An 18,562-nucleotide genomic window follows, 5' to 3' on the forward strand; every position below is an offset into this window, starting at 1 on the left:
GGACGAAACCACTCGTGCGGGGGGAGCGGGGAGCGGGCCGGGGTGGTTCGTCCGGGCACGGAAGCCCCCCCGGGACGGCCGCCCGCCGGGTGCCCGCCGGGTGTCCGCCGGGTGTCCGGTCCGGCTCTCGGGCCTCCCGCCCGAGAGCCCTGAATCCGGGCCGGCCGACAGCCCGATGCTCGCCGGACGGCGGCCCGCCCGGCAATGGATTCGGTTCTCGCCGAACGGTCTTGCGGCGGTGCCGTATCCGGGCGACGATCGCGACCGTGCTGCGAATCTTCTTCGGTACGGACGACCTGGAGCGGCTCCGGGTGGCGGAGCGCCCCGACATGTCGATGGAGCTCTCCCTGAGCGTGCACGCCCTGGTCAGCGGGGTGCGCGACCCGCGCTTCCAGGCCTGGCGCGAGCAGCTGCGGGCCTCCTGGAACCCGCGCACCGCGCTGCTCTTCGACCTCTACACCCCCACGGCGATCCCGGAGTTCCTCGCGGTGCGGCGCGACCCGGGCGCCACCGAGAGCGCCACCGCCCAGGCGCCCGAGGCGCCGCTGCGCGACCACCTGCGCTCGGTCGGCGGGGAGCGGCAGTTGAGCGCCTTCGCCCGGGGCGTCGCGGCCGGCGACCGCCGGGCCCGCAGGCTACTGGGCAACGTCACCGCCGACTACCAGACCCGGGCGATCGACCCGTACCGGCGGCAGATCGAGACCATCGTCACCACCGAGCACGGGCGCCGGCGCCGGATCGCCGAGCCGGACCGGGTGCTCGGCTCGCTGCACCCGACGGTGTCCTGGCGCCGCCCGGTGCTGAGCTTCCCGCTGGCCGGCGGATGCCGGCACGACGTGCGCCTGGACGGCCGGGGGCTGCTGCTCCAGCCGTGCGTGTTCGGCCCCCGCCGACCCGTCATCGCCCGGTTCGAGGATCCGGCCCAGCAGCCGGTGCTCCTCTACCCCGCCCGGATCGGTGGTCCCTTGCGCGCCGAGCCCGAGCCGACCCCCAGTCGCACCCTCACCGCGCTGCTCGGGCAGACCAGGGCCGCCGCCCTGGAGGCCATCGCGGCCCACGGGCCCTGCTCCACCAAGGACCTGGCGGGTCATCTCAACATCTCCACCGCCTCCGCGAGCGAGCACGCGACCGTCCTGGCCGACTCCGGGCTGACCACCAAGGACCGCACCGGTCGCTCCGTTACCCACCGCCCCACCGCGCTCGGCCACGCCCTGCTGGCCGGCCGCGTCCCGGCCCCGGACCCCGAGGACGACCCGGCCTGACCCCGTCTCCGCCACGCCCTGACCCCGCCTCCGCCACACCCTGACCCCGCCTCCGCCACACCCTGACCCCGCCTCCGCCACGCCCGGGGCCCTTCCCCGCCACACCCTGACCCCGCCTCCGCCACACCCTGACCCCGCCTCCGCCACGCCCGGGGCCCGCGCTCGCGCAGCGCGGGCCCCGGGCGTTCGCGTACCCCGCCCACCCCTCCAAGCCCCGAGTTGAACACGTTCAAAGTCGTGCGCCATGATGAGGATGCGCGAGAACACCCCGCCGCGGCCTGCGGCGAAGGGCGGTCCCGCGCTGCCCCGTCACGCTCCGAACCCCCCTACCCGACCACGGAGTCGACCGTGCGACACCTGCTGCAACGCCACCCCTTCGCGATGCGCACCCGCTTCGCGCACTCGCTCGTCCTCACCTACGCCCTGCCGCCCCGCCTGCTCGCCCCGCTGGTGCCGCCCGGCCTCGCCCTCGACACCTACACCGACCCCGACGGCACCGAGCACGGCTTCGTGGCCGCCGCCGTCGTGGACACCCGGGCACTGCGCCCGGCCGCCCTGCCCGCCCGCCTCGGCCGGGACTTCATCCTGACCGGCTACCGGGTCTTCACCCGCTTCCCGACCCCCGGCGGCCGCACCATGCGCGGCCTGCGCATCCTGCGCTCCGACACCGACAGCCGGATGATGGCGCTCGGCGGCAACGCCTTCTCCCGCTACCACTACCGGCACGCCCGGATCGGCACCCGGGTGGTCGACGGGACCCTGGAGTTCAAGGTGGTCAGCGGCGACGGCCGCGCCGACCTGCACGTGCGCGCCGACCTTGGCAGCGCCCCCGCCGCCCTCCCGCCGGGCAGCCCGTTCGCGGACGCCCGCGCCGCGCGCCGCTTCGCCGGCCCGCTGCCCTACACCTTCGAGTACGAGCCGCAGACCCGGTCGATGATCGTGGTCAAGGCCACCCGCGCCCACTGGGAACCCGCCCCGGTGGCCGTCGAGGTGCCCCGGCTCACCTTCTTCGACCACGGCCCGCTGGCCGGCAGCCGGCCGGTGCTCGCCAACGCCTTCCACGTCGCCGGCCTCGACTACGGCTGGCACGCCGGGGAGCGCCGCACCCTCACCGGAGCCGCCCGATGACCGCACCCGCCGCCTCCGCCGCCCCCGTCGCCGCTCCCGTCCCCGGTCCCGTCCCGGACGGCCCCCGCCCGTCGGGTGTGCGCGAGGTCGTCCGCTACAACTGGCCGATGTACGCCGCCGGCGCGTTCACCGTCGTCGCCGGCGGGGTGCTGGCCCGCCGGTTGCCGGGCCCCGCCGCCGCGCTCGCCCGGGCGGCCGCCGCCACCGCCGCCGGGTACCTCGCCCTCGGCACCCTCGCCACCTGGTGCGTCTACGACCGCTCCGGGCTCCACAGCTACGACTGGCTGCCCGCCCTGCTGCCCGACGGCCCCGGCGACCACCTGGTGATCAGCACCGGCCTGGACGAGGCCGGCCGCCCGCTCGCCGCCCGCCACCCCGGGGCCCGCGGACGGCTCGCCGACCTGTACGACCCGGCGCTGACCTCCAGCGGCTCGATCCGCCGCGCCCGCCGCCACGCCCCGCCCGCCCCCGGCGGCATCCCGTCCCGGCCGGACGCCCTGCCCGCCGCGACGGGCACCCTGGACACCGTGTTCGCCGTCTTCGCCGCCCACGAACTACGCCGCCCCGCCGACCGCACCGCCCTGTTCGCCGAAGCCGCCCGCACCCTGCGCCCCGGCGGCACCCTGCTGCTGGTCGAGCACCTGCGGGACGCCGCCAACACCGCCGTCTACGGCCCCGGCGCCTGGCACTTCCTGCCCCGGGCCACCTGGCTCCGGCACGCCGCCGAGGCGGGCCTGCGCCCGGCCGCCGAACGCCGGATCGCCGGCCTGGTCACCGCCTTCGCCCTCCGGAAGCCCGCCTCATGACCGGGCCGACCGGACCGACCGGACTGGCCGAGCTGACCGTACTGGCCGAACTGACCGGTACGCCCGGACTCCTCACCCTCGAAGCCCAGTTGCGCCTGGTCGGCGCCGCCCTCGTGACCGCCGGCCTGGTCCACGCCGTCCTGCCCCGCGCCATCGGCTGGCCCGCCGACCTCGCCGGCACCACCCTGCTGACCCGCCAGGTCTCCTACGCCCACCTCTTCTTCATCGGCCTCGCCTGCGCGCTGCTCGGCCTGCTCCCGCTCTGCCTGGCCCCCGACCTGCTCGCCGGCGGCCGGCTCGGCACCGCCCTGCTGGCCGGCCAGACCCTCTTCTGGGGCCTGCGCTGGCTCTTCGAGTTCGCCTACTTCTCGCCCCGCCTGTGGCGCGGCGACCGCCTGCGCACGGTCGCGCACCTCGGCCTCTCCGTCCTGTGGACCTGGGTGACGGCGGTCTTCGCGGCCGCCCTCTGGCACACGGTCTAGGATCAGTCCCGACCCCGGCAGCCCACACAACCCCTCAAGGATCATGCGGTGACCGTTGCTTTCCCCCGTGCTCGCGCCGTGCGGTCGGCCCTGTCGGCCGGCGTCGTCCTGCTGGCGGCCACCTCCTGCTCCGGTTCGGCCGACGCCCCGCTGACCAGCGCCCAGGCCAAGCAGAAGACCGACACGTACTTCACCGAGATCTTCCTCGCCTTCCCGAAGCCGATCTCGCCGGTCGTCGACCGGGACGCCGAGGAGAAGTGCTTCAAGAAGGACGCCCCCTCGGAACCGGACGGCCGGGTCAAGGCCGTGACGTACCGCTTCCTGCGGGACATCCCGGCCGACCACCACGACACGATCTTCGACACCTTCCGCGGCCACCTCGTCGTGGCCGGGTTCAAGGTCACCGACAGCAGGCCCGGCGTGATCGTCCTCACCAACCCGGACAACGGCTTCAAGGCCTCCATCTCGGACGGCGACAACTGGCCCACCACGCTGGTCGTCGGCTTCGAGTCCCCCTGCGTCTGGCCCAACGGCACCAAGCCGCCCACCGGCTGAGCCGGCCGCACCGCCCCCGCGGCCCTCACGCCCCCAGGTAGCGCAGCACCGCCAGGACCCGCCGGTGGCCGTCCACGTCCACCGGCAGGTCCAGCTTGGCGAAGATGTTGCCGATGTGCTTGTTCACCGCCGCGTCGCTGATGAAGAGTTCCGCCGCGAGCGTGGCGTTGGAGCGGCCCTGGGCCATCAGCGCCAGCACCTCGCGCTCGCGGGCGCTGAGGCGCTCCAGCGGGTCGTGCCGCAGCCGGACCAGCTGCTGGACCACCTCCCGGTCCACCACCGTCCCGCCGCCGGCCACCCGTTCCAGGCCGGCCATGAAGTCGGCCACCGCGCCCACCCGCTCCTTCAGGAGGTAGCCGACGGCCCGTCCGCCGTCCGAGTCCAACAGTCGTGTCGCGTAGGACTGTTCGACGTACTGGCTGAGCACCACCACCGGCAGCCCGGGGTACTCCCGGCGCAGCCGGACGGCGGCGCGCAGGCCGTCGTCGCGGTGGTCCGGGGGCATCCGGACGTCCGTGACCACGAGGTCGGGCCGCTGCGTGCGCACGGCGGCGGCCAGGGCGTCCGCGTCGCCGACGGCGGCGAGGACGTGGTGCCCGAAGCGGTGCAGCAGGCCGACCAGTCCCTCGCGGAGCAGGACGGCGTCCTCGGCGACGATCACCCGAAGCGGCACGGTATCTCCACGTGGAGCAGGGTCGGGCCGCCGGCCGGGCTGGACACCCGCATCCGGCCGTCGACGGCGGTGAGGCGGTCGGCGAGCCCGGTCAGCCCGCTGCCGAGCGCCGGGTCCGCGCCGCCGCGGCCGTCGTCGGCGATCTCCAGGACGAGCAGGTCCGCGTGGTAGCGGCCGGAGACCCGGGCGCGGCCGGCGCCGCTGTGGCGGGCGATGTTGGTCATCGCCTCGCTGATCAGGTAGTAGACGCCGGTCTCCAGCTGCCGGGGCAGCCGGACGGGCAGGTCCAGGTCGACGGTGACCGGGATCGGGAACCGTCCGGCCTGCTCCCGGACGGCGGCGGCCAGCCCGTGGTCGGCCAGCACCGGAGGGTTGAGGCCGCGTACGATCCGGCGCAACTCCTCGTGCGCGGTGCCGAGTTGCTCCTGCGCCCGGGCCAGCTGCGGGCCGAGCGGCGAGCCCGGCGGGACGTCCAGGTGCATCAGCCCGAGGGTCATCCCCAGCGAGACCAGCTGCTGCTGCGCGCCGTCGTGCAGGTCCCGCTCGATCCGCTGCCGCTCGGCGTCGAAGGCGTCCACCAGCCGCGCCCGGGAGGCCTTCACCTCCCGCAGCCGCGCGCCCAACTCCGCGTCGCGCGGGGCGAGCAGGGTGCGGGCGAGGGCCGCGCGGGCGCCCGCCCAGGAGGTCACCGTGTACGGCGAGGCGAGCAGCACGAGGGCCCCGAAGGCCGACCACGGCCAGGTGGCGCCGTCGAGCGACGAGAAACAGAGCGCAGGCACCCCGAAGGAGAAGAACAGCACCAGCAGGTCCAGCCACCACAGCGCGGCGGCCGAGAGCAGGGTGAAGCCCAGTTCGCGCCAAGTCACCGGTTCGGTCAGCCGGGTGGCCGCCCAGGCGCGCGGCCCCGGGGCGTCCGGCGCCCGGTGCGGGTCCTCGGCCGGGTCCAGGTCCACCAGCCGCAGCCGCCACCGCTCGACGGCGGCGACCGCCACCGCCGACAGCACCACCCCGACCAGCGGCGCCACCCCGACCAGCACCACCAGCAGCACCGCCCCCGCCACCAGGCCGGCGGCCAGCACGACCAGCGCCGCGGCCCCCACCAGCACCCCGCTGGCCAGGTACGCCAGCGAACGCCACGGCCACGCGGAGCCGAGGAAGCTCAACGGCCGTTGGGCCATCGCCTGCCATGCCGTTCTCGGACGCATGCGAAGAACGATAGTGGGGTGGTCCGTCGGGCGGGGTAGTGCAGGCACTACCTTCCCGGTGGTGCCCGGATCAGTGCCCCCGGTCCGCGGGTCCGCTGGAATCCTCGGCATGACGAACCATCGGGAACCCAGGGCGGAGCGGGGCGCCGCCGAACCGCACGGCGTGGTGGAGCTGCACGACGTCCGCAAGGTGCACGGCAGCGGCGAAGGGGCGGTGACCGCGCTCGACCGGGTCACGCTCGGCTTTCCGCGCGGCACCCTGACCGCGATCATGGGGCCCTCCGGCTCCGGGAAGTCCACGCTGCTCCAGTGCGCCGCCGGACTGGACCGGCCCACCGGCGGCCGGGTGCTGCTGGCCGGCCTCGACCTCGGCGCCCAGAGCGAGCGCCGCCGCACCGAACTGCGGCGCGGGCGGATCGGCTTCGTGTTCCAGGCGTACAACCTGGTCGAGTCGCTGACCGCCGCCCAGAACGTCGAACTGCCCTCGCGCTTCGCGGGCCGCCGGAAGGGCGGGACCGTCGGCCGCGAGGAGGTGGCCGCCGCGCTGCGCGCCGTCGGGCTGGCCGAGCGCGCCGGGCACCGGCCGAGCCGGCTCTCCGGAGGCCAGCAGCAGCGCGTCGCCCTGGCCCGCGCCCTGGTCACCCGCCCCGACGTGCTCTTCGCCGACGAGCCCACCGGCGCCCTGGACACCCGGACCTCCGGCGAAGTCCTGCGCCTGCTGCGGCGGTTGGTGGACGAGCGGGCACAGACCACGGTCATGGTCACCCACGACCCGGCAGCCGCCGCCGTCGCCGACACCGTGGTCTTCCTCCAGGACGGCCGGATCGCCGACCGGCTGGACCTCGACGGCGACCACGCCCGCGCCGCCGCCGCCGTCGCGGCCCGCATGGCCCGGCTGGAGGCGTGATGCTGATCGTCGCCAACGTCCGTGAGCGCTGGTCGAGCCACCTCGCGTGCTGGCTCGCCGTGCTGGTCGGCGTCGGGCTGATCACCGCCACGCTGACCGTCCACGAGTCCGCCCGGCCCGCCGTCCAGCCCCGCCTCTCCGCCGCCACCGCCCTGGTGCTCCCGCCGCAGGCCACCGGCCGCGGCGGCAGTGCCGAGGACCGCGTCCCGTGGAACGCCGCCGAGGCGGGGGCCCTGACCGACCGGCTGCGCGCGGCGCCCGGCGTGGCGGCCGTCGTGGTGGACCGCGCCTTCTACGCCCAGGCCGTCCGGGACGACAGGCCGGTCCCCGACGAGGGCGCGGCCGAGGCGGGCCACGGCTGGTCCTCGGCGCGGCTGGCCCCCTACCGGCTGCTCACCGGCCGGGGGCCGGAGGCCGCCGACGAGGTGGTGGTCGACCGGTCCCTCGGCGTCCCGGCCGGCGCCCGGCTGACCGTCAACCTCACCGCCGGGCGTACCGAGTTCACCGTCGTCGGCACGGTGGACGGCCCCGGGTACTACCTCAGCGACGCCGCCGCCGCGCAGCGCGACCCGGGCGTCCGGACGATCGCCCTGCTCCCCGCCCCCGGCACCCCGCCCGCCCGCCTGGCCGCGGCCGCCCGTACGGCCGTCGGCGACCGGGCGGGCGTGGTCACCGGCGAGGGCCGCGCCGCGCTCCAGCCCCGCCACGTCGAGCACCGGCGCTTCCTCGGCACCCAGGTGATCGCCGCGCTGGCCACCCTCGGCCTGTTCACCACCGGCTTCGTGGTCGCCTCGATGCTCGTCCTCGCCACCGGCCTGCGGCGGCGCGAACTCGGCCTGCTGCGCGTCCTCGGCGCCACCCCGGGCCAACTGCGCCGGATGGTGCTCGGCGAGGCCGCGCTGGTCGGCCTGCTCGGCTCGGCGGCGGGCTGCCTCGCCGGGCTCGCGGCCGCCCCGCTGCTGCGGGACGCCCTGCTGCGCCTGGACGTCGCCCCGCCGGGGCTCACCGTGCGGGTGACGGCCTGGCCGCTGCTCACCGCCGCCGCGACCGGCATCGGCGTCAGCGTGCTCGGCGCCTGGGCGGCGAGCCGCCCCGCCGCCCGGGTGGCGCCACTGCAGGCACTGCACGAAAGCCGTACGGGGGAAGGGCAGTTGGGCCGCACCCGGCTGATCGGCGGACTGGCGGTGCTCGGCCTCGGTACCGGCTGCGCGGTGCTCACCGCGACCGCCGCCGCGGACCGCCGGATCAGCCTGGCGATCACCGCCACCATGCTGCTGATCGCGGCGGCCGCCCTGCTCGCCCCGGTCCTGGTCGGCCCGGTGGGCCGGGTGGTGACCGCACCACTGCGACGGCTCGGTACGGCCGGCCCGCTGCTGCTGCGGGCCGGGCTGACGGCGGGCGCGTCCCGCGCCGCCGCGGCGGCGGCACCGGTGATCGCGGCGGTCGGCTTCGCCGTGCTGCTCAGCGGCGCGGTGGACACGATGCGGGCGGCCTACCCGGCCGGCCAGGCGCTGCGGCTCTCCGGCCAGGCGATCGTCACCAACGACGGCACCCCGGGCCTCACCGACGAGGCGGCCGACGCCCACCCGGTCGGCAAGGCCGCCCTGCCGACCCGCGCCTTCGTCCACCGCGCCGACGGGACGACCGTCGTGATCGACGCCCTCGGCTCCCGCGACCCGGCCTGGAGCCGGCCCGGCGAGGCGGTGCTGGGAACGTCCATGGCGAGTTGGCTGGGCGTGACGGCCGGGCAGCGGTACCCGGTCCGCTTCGCCGACGGGGCGACCGTCCCGCTGCTCATCGCCGGGATCCTGCCGGACGACCCGGCCCGCGGCGACTTCGTCCTCGCCCGGAGCCTGGTCCGCGGCCACGACCCGGCCGCGCTGGGCGACGACCTGTTCGTCCCGGCGGAGGCGGATCCGGTGGCGGTCGTCCCGGGCACGGCCGTCCACGACGCCGTCCGCTACGCCCTGGACGACTACGACACCGACGCCCGGCTGACCGACAGCCTGGCCGCCATGCTGATCGCCGTGGCCGTCGGCTACAGCGCGATCGCCACCGCGAACAGCACCGCCCTGTCCGCCCACGGCCGGCGCCGTGACCTCGCCGTGCTGCGCTCGACCGGCGGCACCGTCCGCCAACTGGTCCTGCTGGCCGCGGGCGAGGCGGCCGTGGTGACCGCGATCGGCACCCTGCTGGGACTGCTGGCCACCCTCCCGCCGCTGGCCGGTCTCGCCTCCGGCCTCGCCCAGAGCACCGGAGCCCCGGTCACGCTCCACCTGGACCCGGCGGCGCTGGCCTCCGTGGTGCTCGCCTGCCTGCTGCTGTCGGGCACGACCGCCGGCCTGGTGACCTGGCGGGTGCTGCGCCGGGCCTGAGGAACCGGCCCCGCGGGGCCCCGGTGCCTCAGGGGTTGGCCGGGAGGGCCGGGGCGCGGCGGGGCTGGGGTGGGAGGGGGAGGGTGAGGGCTTCGCGGGAGGCGGGTGGGAGGGCGAGGGCGGAGGCGGTTTCGGCGGGGAAGGGGTGGAGGCCGAGGAGGGCGGTGGTGAGGCGGGTGGTGGCGCGGTGCCAGTCGGGGAGGCGCTGGAGCATGGCGTGGCCGCTGCCGGTGACGGTGTAGCCGCAGACCCGGGCGCCCGCGGCGCGGCTGCGGGCGGCGAAGGCGCGGGTTTCGGCGGGCGGGGTGACGGTGTCGCGGTCGCCGTGCAGCAGGAGGACGTCCCGCCCGGCGAGTTGGTCGCACGGGTCCTCGGGCGGGCACCACGGTGCGAGGGCGACCAGGCCGGTGACGGAGGGGTGTCCGCCGGCCTGGAGGGCGGCGCGCCCGCCCATCGAGTGGCCGACCAGGACGGTCGGCACCGGTCCGAGCAGCGCGGTGAGTTCGTCGAGCGCGGCGGTCGCGTCCCGTGCGGCGTCGGCCCGTTCGCCGTTCCAGCCGCGGTGGCGGTAGCGGACGGTGCCGATGGCGACCCCGTCCCGCGCGGTCGCCCTGGTGAGCGCGCGCAGGAAGCCGTGCATCCGCAGCAGCGGGAGGTTGAGGCGCCCGGGCCGGGCGACGTTGTGCTCCTCGCCGCCGTGCAGGACCAGGACGGCGGCCCGGGCCGCTTCCGGTCGGACCCGCCAGTGCAGCGCCCGGTGGTCCACCGCGTGCTCCGCCGCCGTACCGCCCACTTGCCGCACCGTCCCGTCCGTCCCGCCCCGTGGCCCGTCCCCCCGGACCGCCACTGTACGCGTGCGGACGGCCGGAGCATTCACCCGAGGGGACCATCCCGGACACCGGGCGCGCGCGGCCGGGGCGGGCGCCTGCTATCCACGAAGGGTGGGGGGCCGAAGCGCCCGCTCGTGGCGCCGTGTCACCGAGTGGAGGACTCCGTGGCTCAGCAGCTCGCACTGTCCGTCGATTTCGGGTCGGGCTTCACCGAGGCCTGGTCGAAGATCGCCAAGGTCATTCCGCAGTTCATCGCCTTCCTGGCGATCCTGGTCGTCGGCTGGTTCGTGGCCAAGGCGATCGCCAAGATCCTCGACCGGGTGCTGCGCAGGGTCGGCTCGGAACGGGTCGCGGAGCGGTCCGGAGTGGCCGCCCACCTGCAGGGTTCCAAGTACGACATGACCGGCATCATCTGCAAGGTCGTCTACTACATCGTCCTGCTGATGGCCCTGCAGTTGGCGTTCGGCGTCTTCGGCTCGAACCCGATCAGCACGATGATCCACAGCATCGTCGCCTGGCTGCCGCGCGGCATCGTCGCCGTGGTGATCGTGGTGGTCGCGATGGCCATCGCCAACGCGGTGCGCGACATCGTGGGCAGCACGCTCTCCGGCGCCTCGTACGGCCGGACGGTCTCCACCCTGGTCTGGGCGTTCATCGTCGGCCTCGGCGTGATCGCCGCGCTGGGCCAGGCCGGGATCGCCACCTCGATCACCGGGCCGGTCCTGATCGCCGCGCTCGCCACCATCGCCGGTGTGCTGGTGGTCGGTGTCGGCGGCGGCCTGATCATCCCGATGCGCCAGCGCTGGGAGCGGTGGCTGGACGGCGCCGAGCGGGAGACCGCCCGGCTGCGCGGCACCGCCTACCAGGCCGGCCGCTCCGACGCGCTGTCCAACCAGCCGGTCCGGCCGACCACCCAGACCGGTCCGGGCACCCCGCCCGCGCCGGGCATCGAGGGCGACCAGAACCGGTAGCCCGCCGCACCGGGCGGTCCGGGAGGGCCTGCCGGGGCTCAGACCCCGAGCAGGCCCTGCTCGCGGACCAGCCAGCAGATCGCGGTGAGCCGGATCACGGCGTAGTCGTGGCCGACCGGCTCCCGCCAGCCGATCTCGGCGAGCGCGTCCAGGAAACCCAGCGCGTAGTCCGACAACTCCTCACGGTCCAGGGGCCGGGGCGCGAGCTCCGGCCCCTGCGCGTACAGCAGCTCCCGCAGCATCGCCGCGTGCTGGTCGACCGCCGCGACGAAACCGGGCTCGAAGGCGAACTCGGCCAGCCGGGGCGTGAAGGCCGTCACGATGCCGGGCAGCGGACAGCCGGCCGGCTCGTCGGGGGAGCGTCGGAAGGACTCGTCGGGGGTCGCGAACATCCGTCCACGGTAGGCGACCCTCCGAGCGGGAACGGGCGCCCGTGACGGTTCCGTACTGAGACCTTGGCCACCCCTGCCGCCCCACCCGGCCGGATCGGAAACGGTCCGTGGCGCGGCGGACGCGCTGTGCCGATCACCGGTCGGTCCGTACCAGAATGGCCGGCATGGATCTCCGCGTCTTCACCGAACCCCAGCAGGGTGCGAGTTACGACACCCTCCTCAAGGTCGCCCGCACCGCCGAGGAGCTCGGGGCCTTCAGCGCCTTCTTCCGCTCCGACCACTACCTGAAGATGGGCGACGTCGACGGCCTGCCCGGGCCCACCGACGCCTGGATCACCCTGGCCGGCCTCGCCCGCGACACCAGCACCATCCGCCTGGGCACCCTGATGACCGCCGCCACCTTCCGGCTGCCGGGCGTCACCGCGATCCAGGTCGCCCAGGTGGACGCGATGAGCGGCGGCCGGGTCGAGTTCGGCCTCGGTGCCGGCTGGTACGAGGCCGAGCACACCGCGTACGGCATCCCCTTCCCGAAGGAGAAGTTCGGGCGGCTGGAGGAGCAGCTGGCGATCATCACCGGGCTGTGGAACACCAAGCTCGGCGACACCTTCGACTTCGCCGGCGAGTACTACACGCTGACCGACTCGCCGGCCCTGCCCAAGCCCGCCCAGGAGCACGTCCCGGTGCTGGTCGGCGGCCTCGGCCCCAAGCGCACCCCGGCCCTGGCCGCCCGCTTCGCCGACGAGTTCAACCTGCCGTTCGCCTCGGTGGACGACACCGCCGCCCAGTTCGGCCGGGTCCGCGCCGCCGTCGAGGCGGCCGGGCGCTCCGCCGACGACCTGGTCTACTCCAACGCCATGGTGGCCTGCGTCGGCCGCGACGACGCCGAGGTCGCCCGCCGGGCCGCCGCGATCGGCCGCGAGGTCGACGAGCTGAAGGAGAACGGCCTGGCCGGAACCCCGGACGAGGTGGTCGAGAAGATCGGCCGGTACGCGGCGGTCGGCAGCGAGCGGTTCTACCTCCAGATCCTCGACCTGGACGACCTCGACCACCTGGAGCTGATCGCCTCCCGGATCGCCCCGCAGCTGGGCTGACACCCGCCGCCGGGCCTCGACGCCGCCACGCTCCGGGCCCGGCCGTGGTCGTCCGTACCCGCTCCGACCTCCGCCCTTTACTCGTTCTTGGGAATGAGCGATGCTCCTCGAAGGGGAACGGCGGGGGGAGACCGGGTGAGTGGGACGAGAACGGTGTGGACGGCGGCGGCGCCGAGGGTGCCGCCGCCGCGCATCGCCGGGGAACGGGTCGTCCTGCCCGCGCCGGACGACCCGTCCGCATCGCACGCGCCGCACGACCCGAGCGCCCGGCACGAGCTGCGCGGGCCCGGGCCGGCGGTCCTGCGCTACCCGGCCGGGGACCTGCTGGTCGTCACCGGCCTGCCCGGCAGCGGCAAGAGCACCCTGATGCGCCGCTGCGTCCGCGCCCCGCTGATCGACTCCCAGCTGGTCCGCGAGGAGTACGCGGCCCGGCTGCCCGGCCGCCTGCCGTACGCGCTCTACCGCCCGCTGGCCCGGCTCGCCCACTACCTGCGGTTGCGCCGGGCCGTGCTGGACGGCGGGCCGCTCGCGGTGCACGACTGCGGCACCCAGCCCTGGGTGCGGGCCTGGCTGGTGCGGGCCGCCGCCCGGCAGGGCCGCCGGGTGCACCTGCTGCTGCTCGACGCCGACCCGGCCGAGGCGCTGGACGGGCAGCGGCGGCGCCGGCGCGGCGTCTCGCGCTACGCCTTCGCCCGGCACCAGGCCGCCGTCGCCCGGCTGCGCCGCCGGATCCTGGAGGCCGGACGGCTGCCCGCCGGCTGTGCGTCGGCCGTGGTACTCGACCGGGCCGCCGCGCGCGCCCTGCGGGGGATCGACTTCACGGCGTCGTAGTCTCGGCGGGTCCGCGCCGGGCGCCGGCGGGTCCGGCCGGAGCAGGCCACGGGCGCGGCCGACACCCCGTCAACTCCCCTGTCAGGAGCGCTGATGCGCCGTACTGCCCGGGTGCGCTCGCGTGCCCCACGCCTGTTCCCCTGCGCCGCCGCGCTGGTCGCCGCGGCCGGTCTGAGCCAGTTCGCCGCACCGGCCGCGCACCGCGCCGCCGTCGCTCCGGCGGTGGAGCGGTGCGCGGACGACGGCGTCGGTCCGGACGACGTCGTCGGTGCGGGCGGTGTCGCGGCGCGGCTGCCGGCCGGCAGCCGGCCGGACCGGGACCCGAACGCGGTCAGCCCCCGGCAGGCCCGGGCGATGCAGGCGGACCTCGCCCAGCGGCTCGCCGAACTGGGCGTCGGCCGGGTCCGGTCCGCCGCCCCGACCACGATCCCGGTCTACTTCCACGTGATCCACGACGGCGACGAGGGGCGGCTGGACGCGGCCGCCGTCGCGGGCCAGATCGACCACCTCAACGAGAGCTACGGCGGCCAGGGCGAGGGCAACGTCCCGAGCCCGTTCCACTTCGAACTGGTCGGCACCGACTGGAGCGACAACGCCTCCTGGTACACCGGCATGACCCCGGGCTCCTCGGCCGAGCAGGCGATGAAGACCGCCCTGCGCAAGGGCGACCAGGGCACCCTCAACCTCTACACCGCTCGGCTCGGCGACTCCCTGCTCGGCTGGTCGACCTTCCCGAACGCCTACCGGACGCACCCGACCGACGACGGCGTGGTGGTGCTCGACGCCTCGCTGCCGGGCGGCTCCGCCGTCCACTACGACGAGGGCGACACCGCGACCCACGAGATCGGCCACTGGCTCGGCCTCTTCCACACCTTCCAGAACGGCTGCCGGGCCCCGGGCGACTACGTGGAGGACACCCCGGCCGAACGCACCGCCGCCTCCGGCTGCCCCGAGGGCCGGGACACCTGCCCCGGCCCCGGGCTCGACCCGATCCACAACTTCATGGACTACAGCTACGACTCCTGCATGACCAGGTTCACCCCGGGACAGGTCCAGCGGATGGCCAACATCTGGGCGGCCTACCGGAGTTGACGGTGACAGCGGATCAGCAGCGCACCACGAGGTAGAGCAGCGTCCGGTCGCCGGAGGCCCGGAACTCGTACGCCAGGTACTCCAGGGCGGAGGCGTCCAGCCAGGCGGCCGGCCGCTCCTCGGGGGTGAGCAGGGCGGGCACGAAGACGCCCGGGGAGGCCTCGTGCAGTCGGCCCCACAGGCCCAGCGTCATCTCGTCCGCGTCGACCGCCAGCCGCTTCGCCAGTCGCCGGTCCACCGGGCCGCGGGCCAGCCGCCAGTAGCGCCCCCCGGCGTCCACGAAGCCGCCCGACGCGAGCGGGTCGTCGAGGTTCCAGTACTCGTGCTCCTCCTTCGGCGGCAGGGCGGCCAGGACCTCGGCGAAGCCGCCGGTGCGGCGGCGGGGCTTGTGCGGCATCCGGGGATCCTCGCAGGCGTCGCGGGCCGCGCGCACTGGAATTGAATGCGGCGGGCCGCTTCCGGCGTGGCAGATACCGACCGTTTGTCCGATTTGATCTATGTTCGGAGGGTCGGGACCGATCAGGAGCAACCGAAGGAGCAAGGGCATGAGTGCCAATCCCCGGATCGTCGTCGGCGTGGACGGCTCGCCCGCCTCGGAGCAGGCGCTGCGCTGGGCGATCGACTACGCGCGGGCCGTCGGCGGGACGGTCCACGCGATCGCCGCCTGGGAGTACCCGGCCTTCTACGGCTGGGCCGGCGCGGGCGTGCCGACCGTCGAGGCCTTCAACCCCGAGGAGCTCGCCGGGAAGACCCTCAGCGAGACCGTCGCCAAGGTGGCCGGCGACGACGCCGGCGTGCGGATCACCGAGAGCGTGATGCCCGGCAACGCCGCCCAGGCGCTGCTGGAGGCCGCCAAGGGCGCAGCGCTGCTCGTCGTCGGCAGCCGCGGCCTGGGCGGCTTCTCCGGCGTGCTGCTCGGTTCGGTCAGCCGCCACCTCACCGAGCACGCGCCCTGCCCGGTGGTCGTGGTGCGCGAGGCCCACGGCGCCGCCGAGCAGTCGGAGTAGCGCACCCGGGGGCGGTGCCCCGGCGGGCCGCCGCGCGGACCAGAATGGAGGCATGCCAGAAGGTGACTCCGTCTACCGCGTGGCGGCCCACTTGCACGAGGCCCTCGCCGGACAGCCGCTGACCAGCGCCGACCTGCGGGTGCCCGCGCACGCCACCGCCGACCTCACCGGCCGCCGGGTGCTGGAGGTCGCCCCGCGCGGCAAGCACCTGCTCGCCCGCTTCGAAGGCGGCCTCACCCTGCACACCCACTTGAGGATGGACGGCCGCTGGGTGGTCTACCGGCCCGGCGAGCGGTGGACCGGCGGCCCGGAGTGGCAGATCCGCGCCGTCCTCGGCACCGACCGGGGCACCGCCGTCGGCTACCGGCTGCCCGTCGTGGAACTGCTGCGCACCGCCGACGAACGGCGGATCGTCGGCCATCTCGGCCCCGACCTGCTCGGCTCCGACTGGGACCCGGTCGAGGCCGTCTGCCGGCTCCTCGCCCGCCCGGGCCGCCCGGTCGTCGAGGCCCTGCTCGACCAGCGCAACCTCGCCGGGATCGGCAACGTCTACGCGAACGAGCTGTGCTTCGTCGCGGGCGTGACGCCGTGGACCGAGGTCGGCGAACTCCCGCACCCCGACCGGCTGGTGGAGCGCGCCCGGCAGATGCTGGAGGCCAACAAGCTGCGCCCCGGCCACATCACCACCGGCGACACCCGGCCCGGCTACCAGCACTGGGTCTACGGCCGGGCCGGACGGCCCTGCCCGCGCTGCGTCACCCCCGTCGTCACCGGGCGCCAGGGCTCGCCGCCGCGCGACCGGACGGTGTTCTGGTGCCCGTACTGCCAGCGCGGCCCGGCCCCGGAGGTCACGGCCGCTCGACCAGCGCGGGGTGGCGCGGGTCGTCCACCCGGACGGTGACGTCGGCCGTCGCGGCGGGCCCGGTCTCCGCCTCGTAGCGGGCGAAGGCGGGCAGCGTCCACTGCTGGTCGGCCGGGGTGCGGCGGGCCAGCGCGGCCGGGCCGAGCGCCAGGTGGACGGTCAGCTCCAGCGGCAGCCAGCGGCCGAGCAGCAGCGCGCCGTCCAGCAACAGCACGCCGCCGGGCGGGAGTTCGGTGTACGGGGCGCGGGTCGACCGGTCGGTGGCCGGGTCGCGCAGGGAGGGCAGGACGCGGCCGCTGCCGCCCGGCTCCAGCGGGTCGAGCACCTCGCGGGCCAGGGCGCCGTCGTCCAGCCAGAGGTCGTGGAAGGCGTCCGCGTCCTGGTGGCCGTACTCCAGCCGGATCGAGGCCGGGCGCAGGAAGCCGTCGGCCGAGACCCGCAGCGTCGGGTGGCCGCGCAGCCGCAGCGGCTCCACCAGCGCGTCGGCGAGCGCCCCGGGGCGGGCGGCCGCAGCGCCGTCCACGGCCACCCGCAGGCGCCGGCCGCGGGCGTCGGGCAGGGCGGCGATGCGGTCGGCGAGCAGCTCGGCCAGGTTGTCGGGGGAGATCGGGCGTACCTGCATCGGGCCGTCCTGCCGTGTCGTAGGGGGCGCTCAGTTCAGGGGGAGGGCGTGCAGGACGTCGTCGTGGCCCGCGTAGAGGCGGGTGCCGTCGAACTGGTGGGCCGCGTCGGTGGCGAGGGTCCAGACGTCCTTCCCCGGACCGGAGTCGTGGAAGGTCCACCCCAGCTCGCCGGTCGCGGGGTGGATCGCGCTGACCCCGCCGGCCGCCGTACCCGGGACGAACAGCGTGTCCCTGGCGACCAGCGGACGGCTGCGGCGGTCCAGCGGGAACGGCAGCCGGCAGGACCAGAGCTCCGCGCCGGAGGACAGGTCGAGGCAGCTGACGACACCCTGGTCCCACGGGACGTACACCCGGCCGCCGTGTTCGAGGGGCGGCAGCGCCCGCCAGGACTCGCCCCGGTGGGGCGCGTAGGTCCAGCCCGGCTCGCCGGCGGGAAGCAGCCTGCGCACGCCGCCGTTGCCGTCCGGGACGAAGAAGCCCCCCGAGCCGGCGACGCACCAGCGCAGGTCCTCCTCACCGGGGGCGGTCCACAGCTCGCGGCCGGTGGCGGCGTCCCGGGCCACCACCTCGGCGCGGCCGCCGAGGAAGCGGAGGCAGGCGAGGAGGCCGCCTCCGATGTGGGTGGCGGGCGTGACCGGCTGCTCCGTCTGCTCGGTGCGGACGGACCAGAGCAGGGAGCGGTCGGTGACCCGCAGCGCGAAGAGGCGGTTCTCCGTGCGGGTGCCGTCGGACCGCGGGCGGCCCCAGGCGTAGCCGTAGAGGATGCCGGGGGCCTGGCGGTCGTAGCCGGCGAGGCGGACCTGCCCCTGGAGGTCGTCGGGCAGCGGCAGGCTCCAGTCGCCGACCGGGTCGGTGAAGTGCCGGGCGTCGAGGTGGCCCTCGTAGATCGTGAAGAGGTGGTCGGGCCCGACCACCACCTTGCCGAGCACGTCGCCGTCGATGGGCCAGCTGCGGGCGGCCGGCGGGTCGAAGACCAGCAGCCGGGCGGCGGTGCCCTTCTCGTGGTCGAGGACCTGCAGGCCGTTCCTGGAGAGGTAGACCGGGTGGCTCGGCGGGTCGGTGAGGCGCTCCGGGGTCATCGCCTCCGGGCCGCGGTACGTCCAGAGCGGCGTCGGCCCGGACAGCGCGGTCGGGACCGGCCCGGTCGGCCCGGGCGAGGGGAAGGCCCCGCCGACACCCGAACGGCCGAACGCCCAGGCGGCCCCGCCCGCCGCGAGCACCCCGGCCCCGAGCAGCAGCCGGCGCCGGCTCGGCCGCGCGCGCTCCCCGCCGCCCGCGATCACGTCCTCGGGGGCCCCGCCGCCGTCCGTCTCCTCGTCCCACTGCCACGCCGTCCCGCTCGCGGGACCCCCGGACGACGACTGCATACGGCTCTCGCTTCCCCACCGGCGGCCCCACGCCGCCACCCGCCCGGAGAATATCGAACAGTCAGCTATGCATACGAAATGGTGGAAGAGGTGGGGAAAGCGG

Annotated in this window: 20 protein-coding genes; 13 read left to right on the forward strand and 7 right to left on the reverse strand. The window is 75.9% G+C overall.

The features are described from left to right. The first annotated feature begins 266 nt into the window (after nucleotides 1-266). The 5 genes from ACLWS4_RS30040 (at nucleotide 267) to ACLWS4_RS30060 (ending at nucleotide 4,233) form a co-directional block, all read left to right on the forward strand. The gene (locus tag ACLWS4_RS30040) at nucleotides 267-1,262 is read left to right on the forward strand and encodes a hypothetical protein (RefSeq protein ID WP_387974098.1); all 996 of its coding nucleotides are present in this window, start codon (nucleotides 267-269) and stop codon (nucleotides 1,260-1,262) included. Nucleotides 1,263-1,610: 348 nt separating this feature from the next. Next, nucleotides 1,611-2,390 carry a DUF2071 domain-containing protein gene (locus ACLWS4_RS30045; protein WP_416875761.1) on the forward strand — a complete coding sequence of 260 codons (780 nt, stop codon included), beginning with the start codon at nucleotides 1,611-1,613 and terminating at the stop codon, nucleotides 2,388-2,390. Next, nucleotides 2,387-3,196 carry a class I SAM-dependent methyltransferase gene (locus ACLWS4_RS30050; protein ID WP_416875762.1) on the forward strand — a complete coding sequence of 270 codons (810 nt, stop codon included), beginning with the start codon at nucleotides 2,387-2,389 and terminating at the stop codon, nucleotides 3,194-3,196. Before ACLWS4_RS30045 ends, ACLWS4_RS30050 begins: the two co-directional genes overlap by 4 nt. Next, on the forward strand, nucleotides 3,193-3,678 hold the full coding sequence (locus ACLWS4_RS30055) for a hypothetical protein (RefSeq protein WP_416875763.1): 486 nt from the start codon (nucleotides 3,193-3,195) through the stop codon (nucleotides 3,676-3,678). Before ACLWS4_RS30050 ends, ACLWS4_RS30055 begins: the two co-directional genes overlap by 4 nt. A gap of 48 nt (nucleotides 3,679-3,726) precedes the next feature. Continuing rightward, nucleotides 3,727-4,233, forward strand: coding sequence for a hypothetical protein (locus tag ACLWS4_RS30060; RefSeq protein WP_147409341.1), 507 nt, complete (start codon nucleotides 3,727-3,729; stop codon nucleotides 4,231-4,233). A 25-nt stretch (nucleotides 4,234-4,258) separates the two neighbouring features. Here ACLWS4_RS30060 and ACLWS4_RS30065 read toward each other — a convergent pair whose 3' ends face one another. Continuing rightward, nucleotides 4,259-4,906 carry a response regulator gene (locus tag ACLWS4_RS30065; protein ID WP_387829590.1) on the reverse strand — a complete coding sequence of 216 codons (648 nt, stop codon included), beginning with the start codon at nucleotides 4,904-4,906 and terminating at the stop codon, nucleotides 4,259-4,261. Beyond that, nucleotides 4,891-6,111, reverse strand: coding sequence for a sensor histidine kinase (locus ACLWS4_RS30070; protein WP_416875764.1), 1,221 nt, complete (start codon nucleotides 6,109-6,111; stop codon nucleotides 4,891-4,893). The genes ACLWS4_RS30065 and ACLWS4_RS30070 overlap by 16 nt, the downstream gene beginning before the upstream one ends. Nucleotides 6,112-6,220: 109 nt before the next feature. Here ACLWS4_RS30070 and ACLWS4_RS30075 point away from each other — a divergent pair, with 109 nt between their 5' ends. Then, nucleotides 6,221-7,018 (forward strand): ABC transporter ATP-binding protein, encoded by a 798-nt coding sequence (locus ACLWS4_RS30075; RefSeq protein ID WP_416875765.1) that lies wholly within the window; start codon nucleotides 6,221-6,223, stop codon nucleotides 7,016-7,018. Continuing rightward, complete coding sequence (locus ACLWS4_RS30080) at nucleotides 7,018-9,393, forward strand: FtsX-like permease family protein (RefSeq protein ID WP_416875766.1); 2,376 nt, start codon at nucleotides 7,018-7,020, stop codon at nucleotides 9,391-9,393. The genes ACLWS4_RS30075 and ACLWS4_RS30080 overlap by 1 nt, the downstream gene beginning before the upstream one ends. Before the next feature lie 28 nt (nucleotides 9,394-9,421). Here the strand turns inward: ACLWS4_RS30080 and ACLWS4_RS30085 are convergent, their stop codons facing one another. After that, entirely contained in the window at nucleotides 9,422-10,186 is a 765-nt protein-coding gene (locus ACLWS4_RS30085; protein WP_369808358.1) for an alpha/beta hydrolase, read from the reverse strand. 201 nt (nucleotides 10,187-10,387) lie between these two features. On the opposite strand from ACLWS4_RS30085, the gene ACLWS4_RS30090 reads away from it, so the two are divergent. Further along, nucleotides 10,388-11,194 (forward strand): mechanosensitive ion channel family protein, encoded by an 807-nt coding sequence (locus tag ACLWS4_RS30090; protein WP_049659068.1) that lies wholly within the window; start codon nucleotides 10,388-10,390, stop codon nucleotides 11,192-11,194. 38 nt (nucleotides 11,195-11,232) lie between these two features. Here the strand turns inward: ACLWS4_RS30090 and ACLWS4_RS30095 are convergent, their stop codons facing one another. After that, the gene (locus ACLWS4_RS30095; protein WP_049659067.1) at nucleotides 11,233-11,586 is read right to left on the reverse strand and encodes a DUF6401 family natural product biosynthesis protein; all 354 of its coding nucleotides are present in this window, start codon (nucleotides 11,584-11,586) and stop codon (nucleotides 11,233-11,235) included. Between the two features lie 164 nt (nucleotides 11,587-11,750). Between ACLWS4_RS30095 and ACLWS4_RS30100 the strand changes: the two genes are divergently transcribed. The 3 genes from ACLWS4_RS30100 to ACLWS4_RS30110 all read left to right on the forward strand — a co-directional run bounded on the left by ACLWS4_RS30100 (nucleotide 11,751) and on the right by ACLWS4_RS30110 (nucleotide 14,600). Next, nucleotides 11,751-12,677 (forward strand): LLM class F420-dependent oxidoreductase, encoded by a 927-nt coding sequence (locus ACLWS4_RS30100; protein WP_049659071.1) that lies wholly within the window; start codon nucleotides 11,751-11,753, stop codon nucleotides 12,675-12,677. Between the two features lie 135 nt (nucleotides 12,678-12,812). Then, complete coding sequence (locus ACLWS4_RS30105; protein ID WP_416875767.1) at nucleotides 12,813-13,508, forward strand: AAA family ATPase; 696 nt, start codon at nucleotides 12,813-12,815, stop codon at nucleotides 13,506-13,508. Nucleotides 13,509-13,601: 93 nt separating this feature from the next. Continuing rightward, a complete protein-coding gene (locus ACLWS4_RS30110; protein WP_117492875.1) occupies nucleotides 13,602-14,600 on the forward strand; it encodes a zinc metalloprotease in 999 nt (332 codons plus the stop codon). 13 nt (nucleotides 14,601-14,613) lie between these two features. Here the strand turns inward: ACLWS4_RS30110 and ACLWS4_RS30115 are convergent, their stop codons facing one another. Next, the gene (locus tag ACLWS4_RS30115; RefSeq protein WP_416875768.1) at nucleotides 14,614-14,997 is read right to left on the reverse strand and encodes a hypothetical protein; all 384 of its coding nucleotides are present in this window, start codon (nucleotides 14,995-14,997) and stop codon (nucleotides 14,614-14,616) included. A 148-nt stretch (nucleotides 14,998-15,145) separates the two neighbouring features. Here ACLWS4_RS30115 and ACLWS4_RS30120 point away from each other — a divergent pair, with 148 nt between their 5' ends. Then, the gene (locus ACLWS4_RS30120; RefSeq protein WP_049659205.1) at nucleotides 15,146-15,607 is read left to right on the forward strand and encodes a universal stress protein; all 462 of its coding nucleotides are present in this window, start codon (nucleotides 15,146-15,148) and stop codon (nucleotides 15,605-15,607) included. Nucleotides 15,608-15,659: 52 nt separating this feature from the next. After that, nucleotides 15,660-16,508 (forward strand): DNA-formamidopyrimidine glycosylase family protein, encoded by an 849-nt coding sequence (locus ACLWS4_RS30125; RefSeq protein ID WP_416875769.1) that lies wholly within the window; start codon nucleotides 15,660-15,662, stop codon nucleotides 16,506-16,508. Here the strand turns inward: ACLWS4_RS30125 and ACLWS4_RS30130 are convergent. Together ACLWS4_RS30130 and ACLWS4_RS30135 are read right to left on the reverse strand one after the other, a co-directional pair. Next, the gene (locus ACLWS4_RS30130; protein ID WP_416875770.1) at nucleotides 16,456-17,091 is read right to left on the reverse strand and encodes a uridine kinase; all 636 of its coding nucleotides are present in this window, start codon (nucleotides 17,089-17,091) and stop codon (nucleotides 16,456-16,458) included. The two genes, ACLWS4_RS30125 and ACLWS4_RS30130, sit on opposite strands and share 53 nt — an antisense overlap. 30 nt (nucleotides 17,092-17,121) lie before the next feature. After that, nucleotides 17,122-18,459 (reverse strand): PQQ-binding-like beta-propeller repeat protein, encoded by a 1,338-nt coding sequence (locus tag ACLWS4_RS30135; protein ID WP_416875771.1) that lies wholly within the window; start codon nucleotides 18,457-18,459, stop codon nucleotides 17,122-17,124. Between the last annotated feature and the right edge of the window lie 103 nt (nucleotides 18,460-18,562).

The organism is Kitasatospora sp. SC0581 (assembly GCF_048159585.1).
Lineage (GTDB): Bacteria > Actinomycetota > Actinomycetes > Streptomycetales > Streptomycetaceae > Kitasatospora.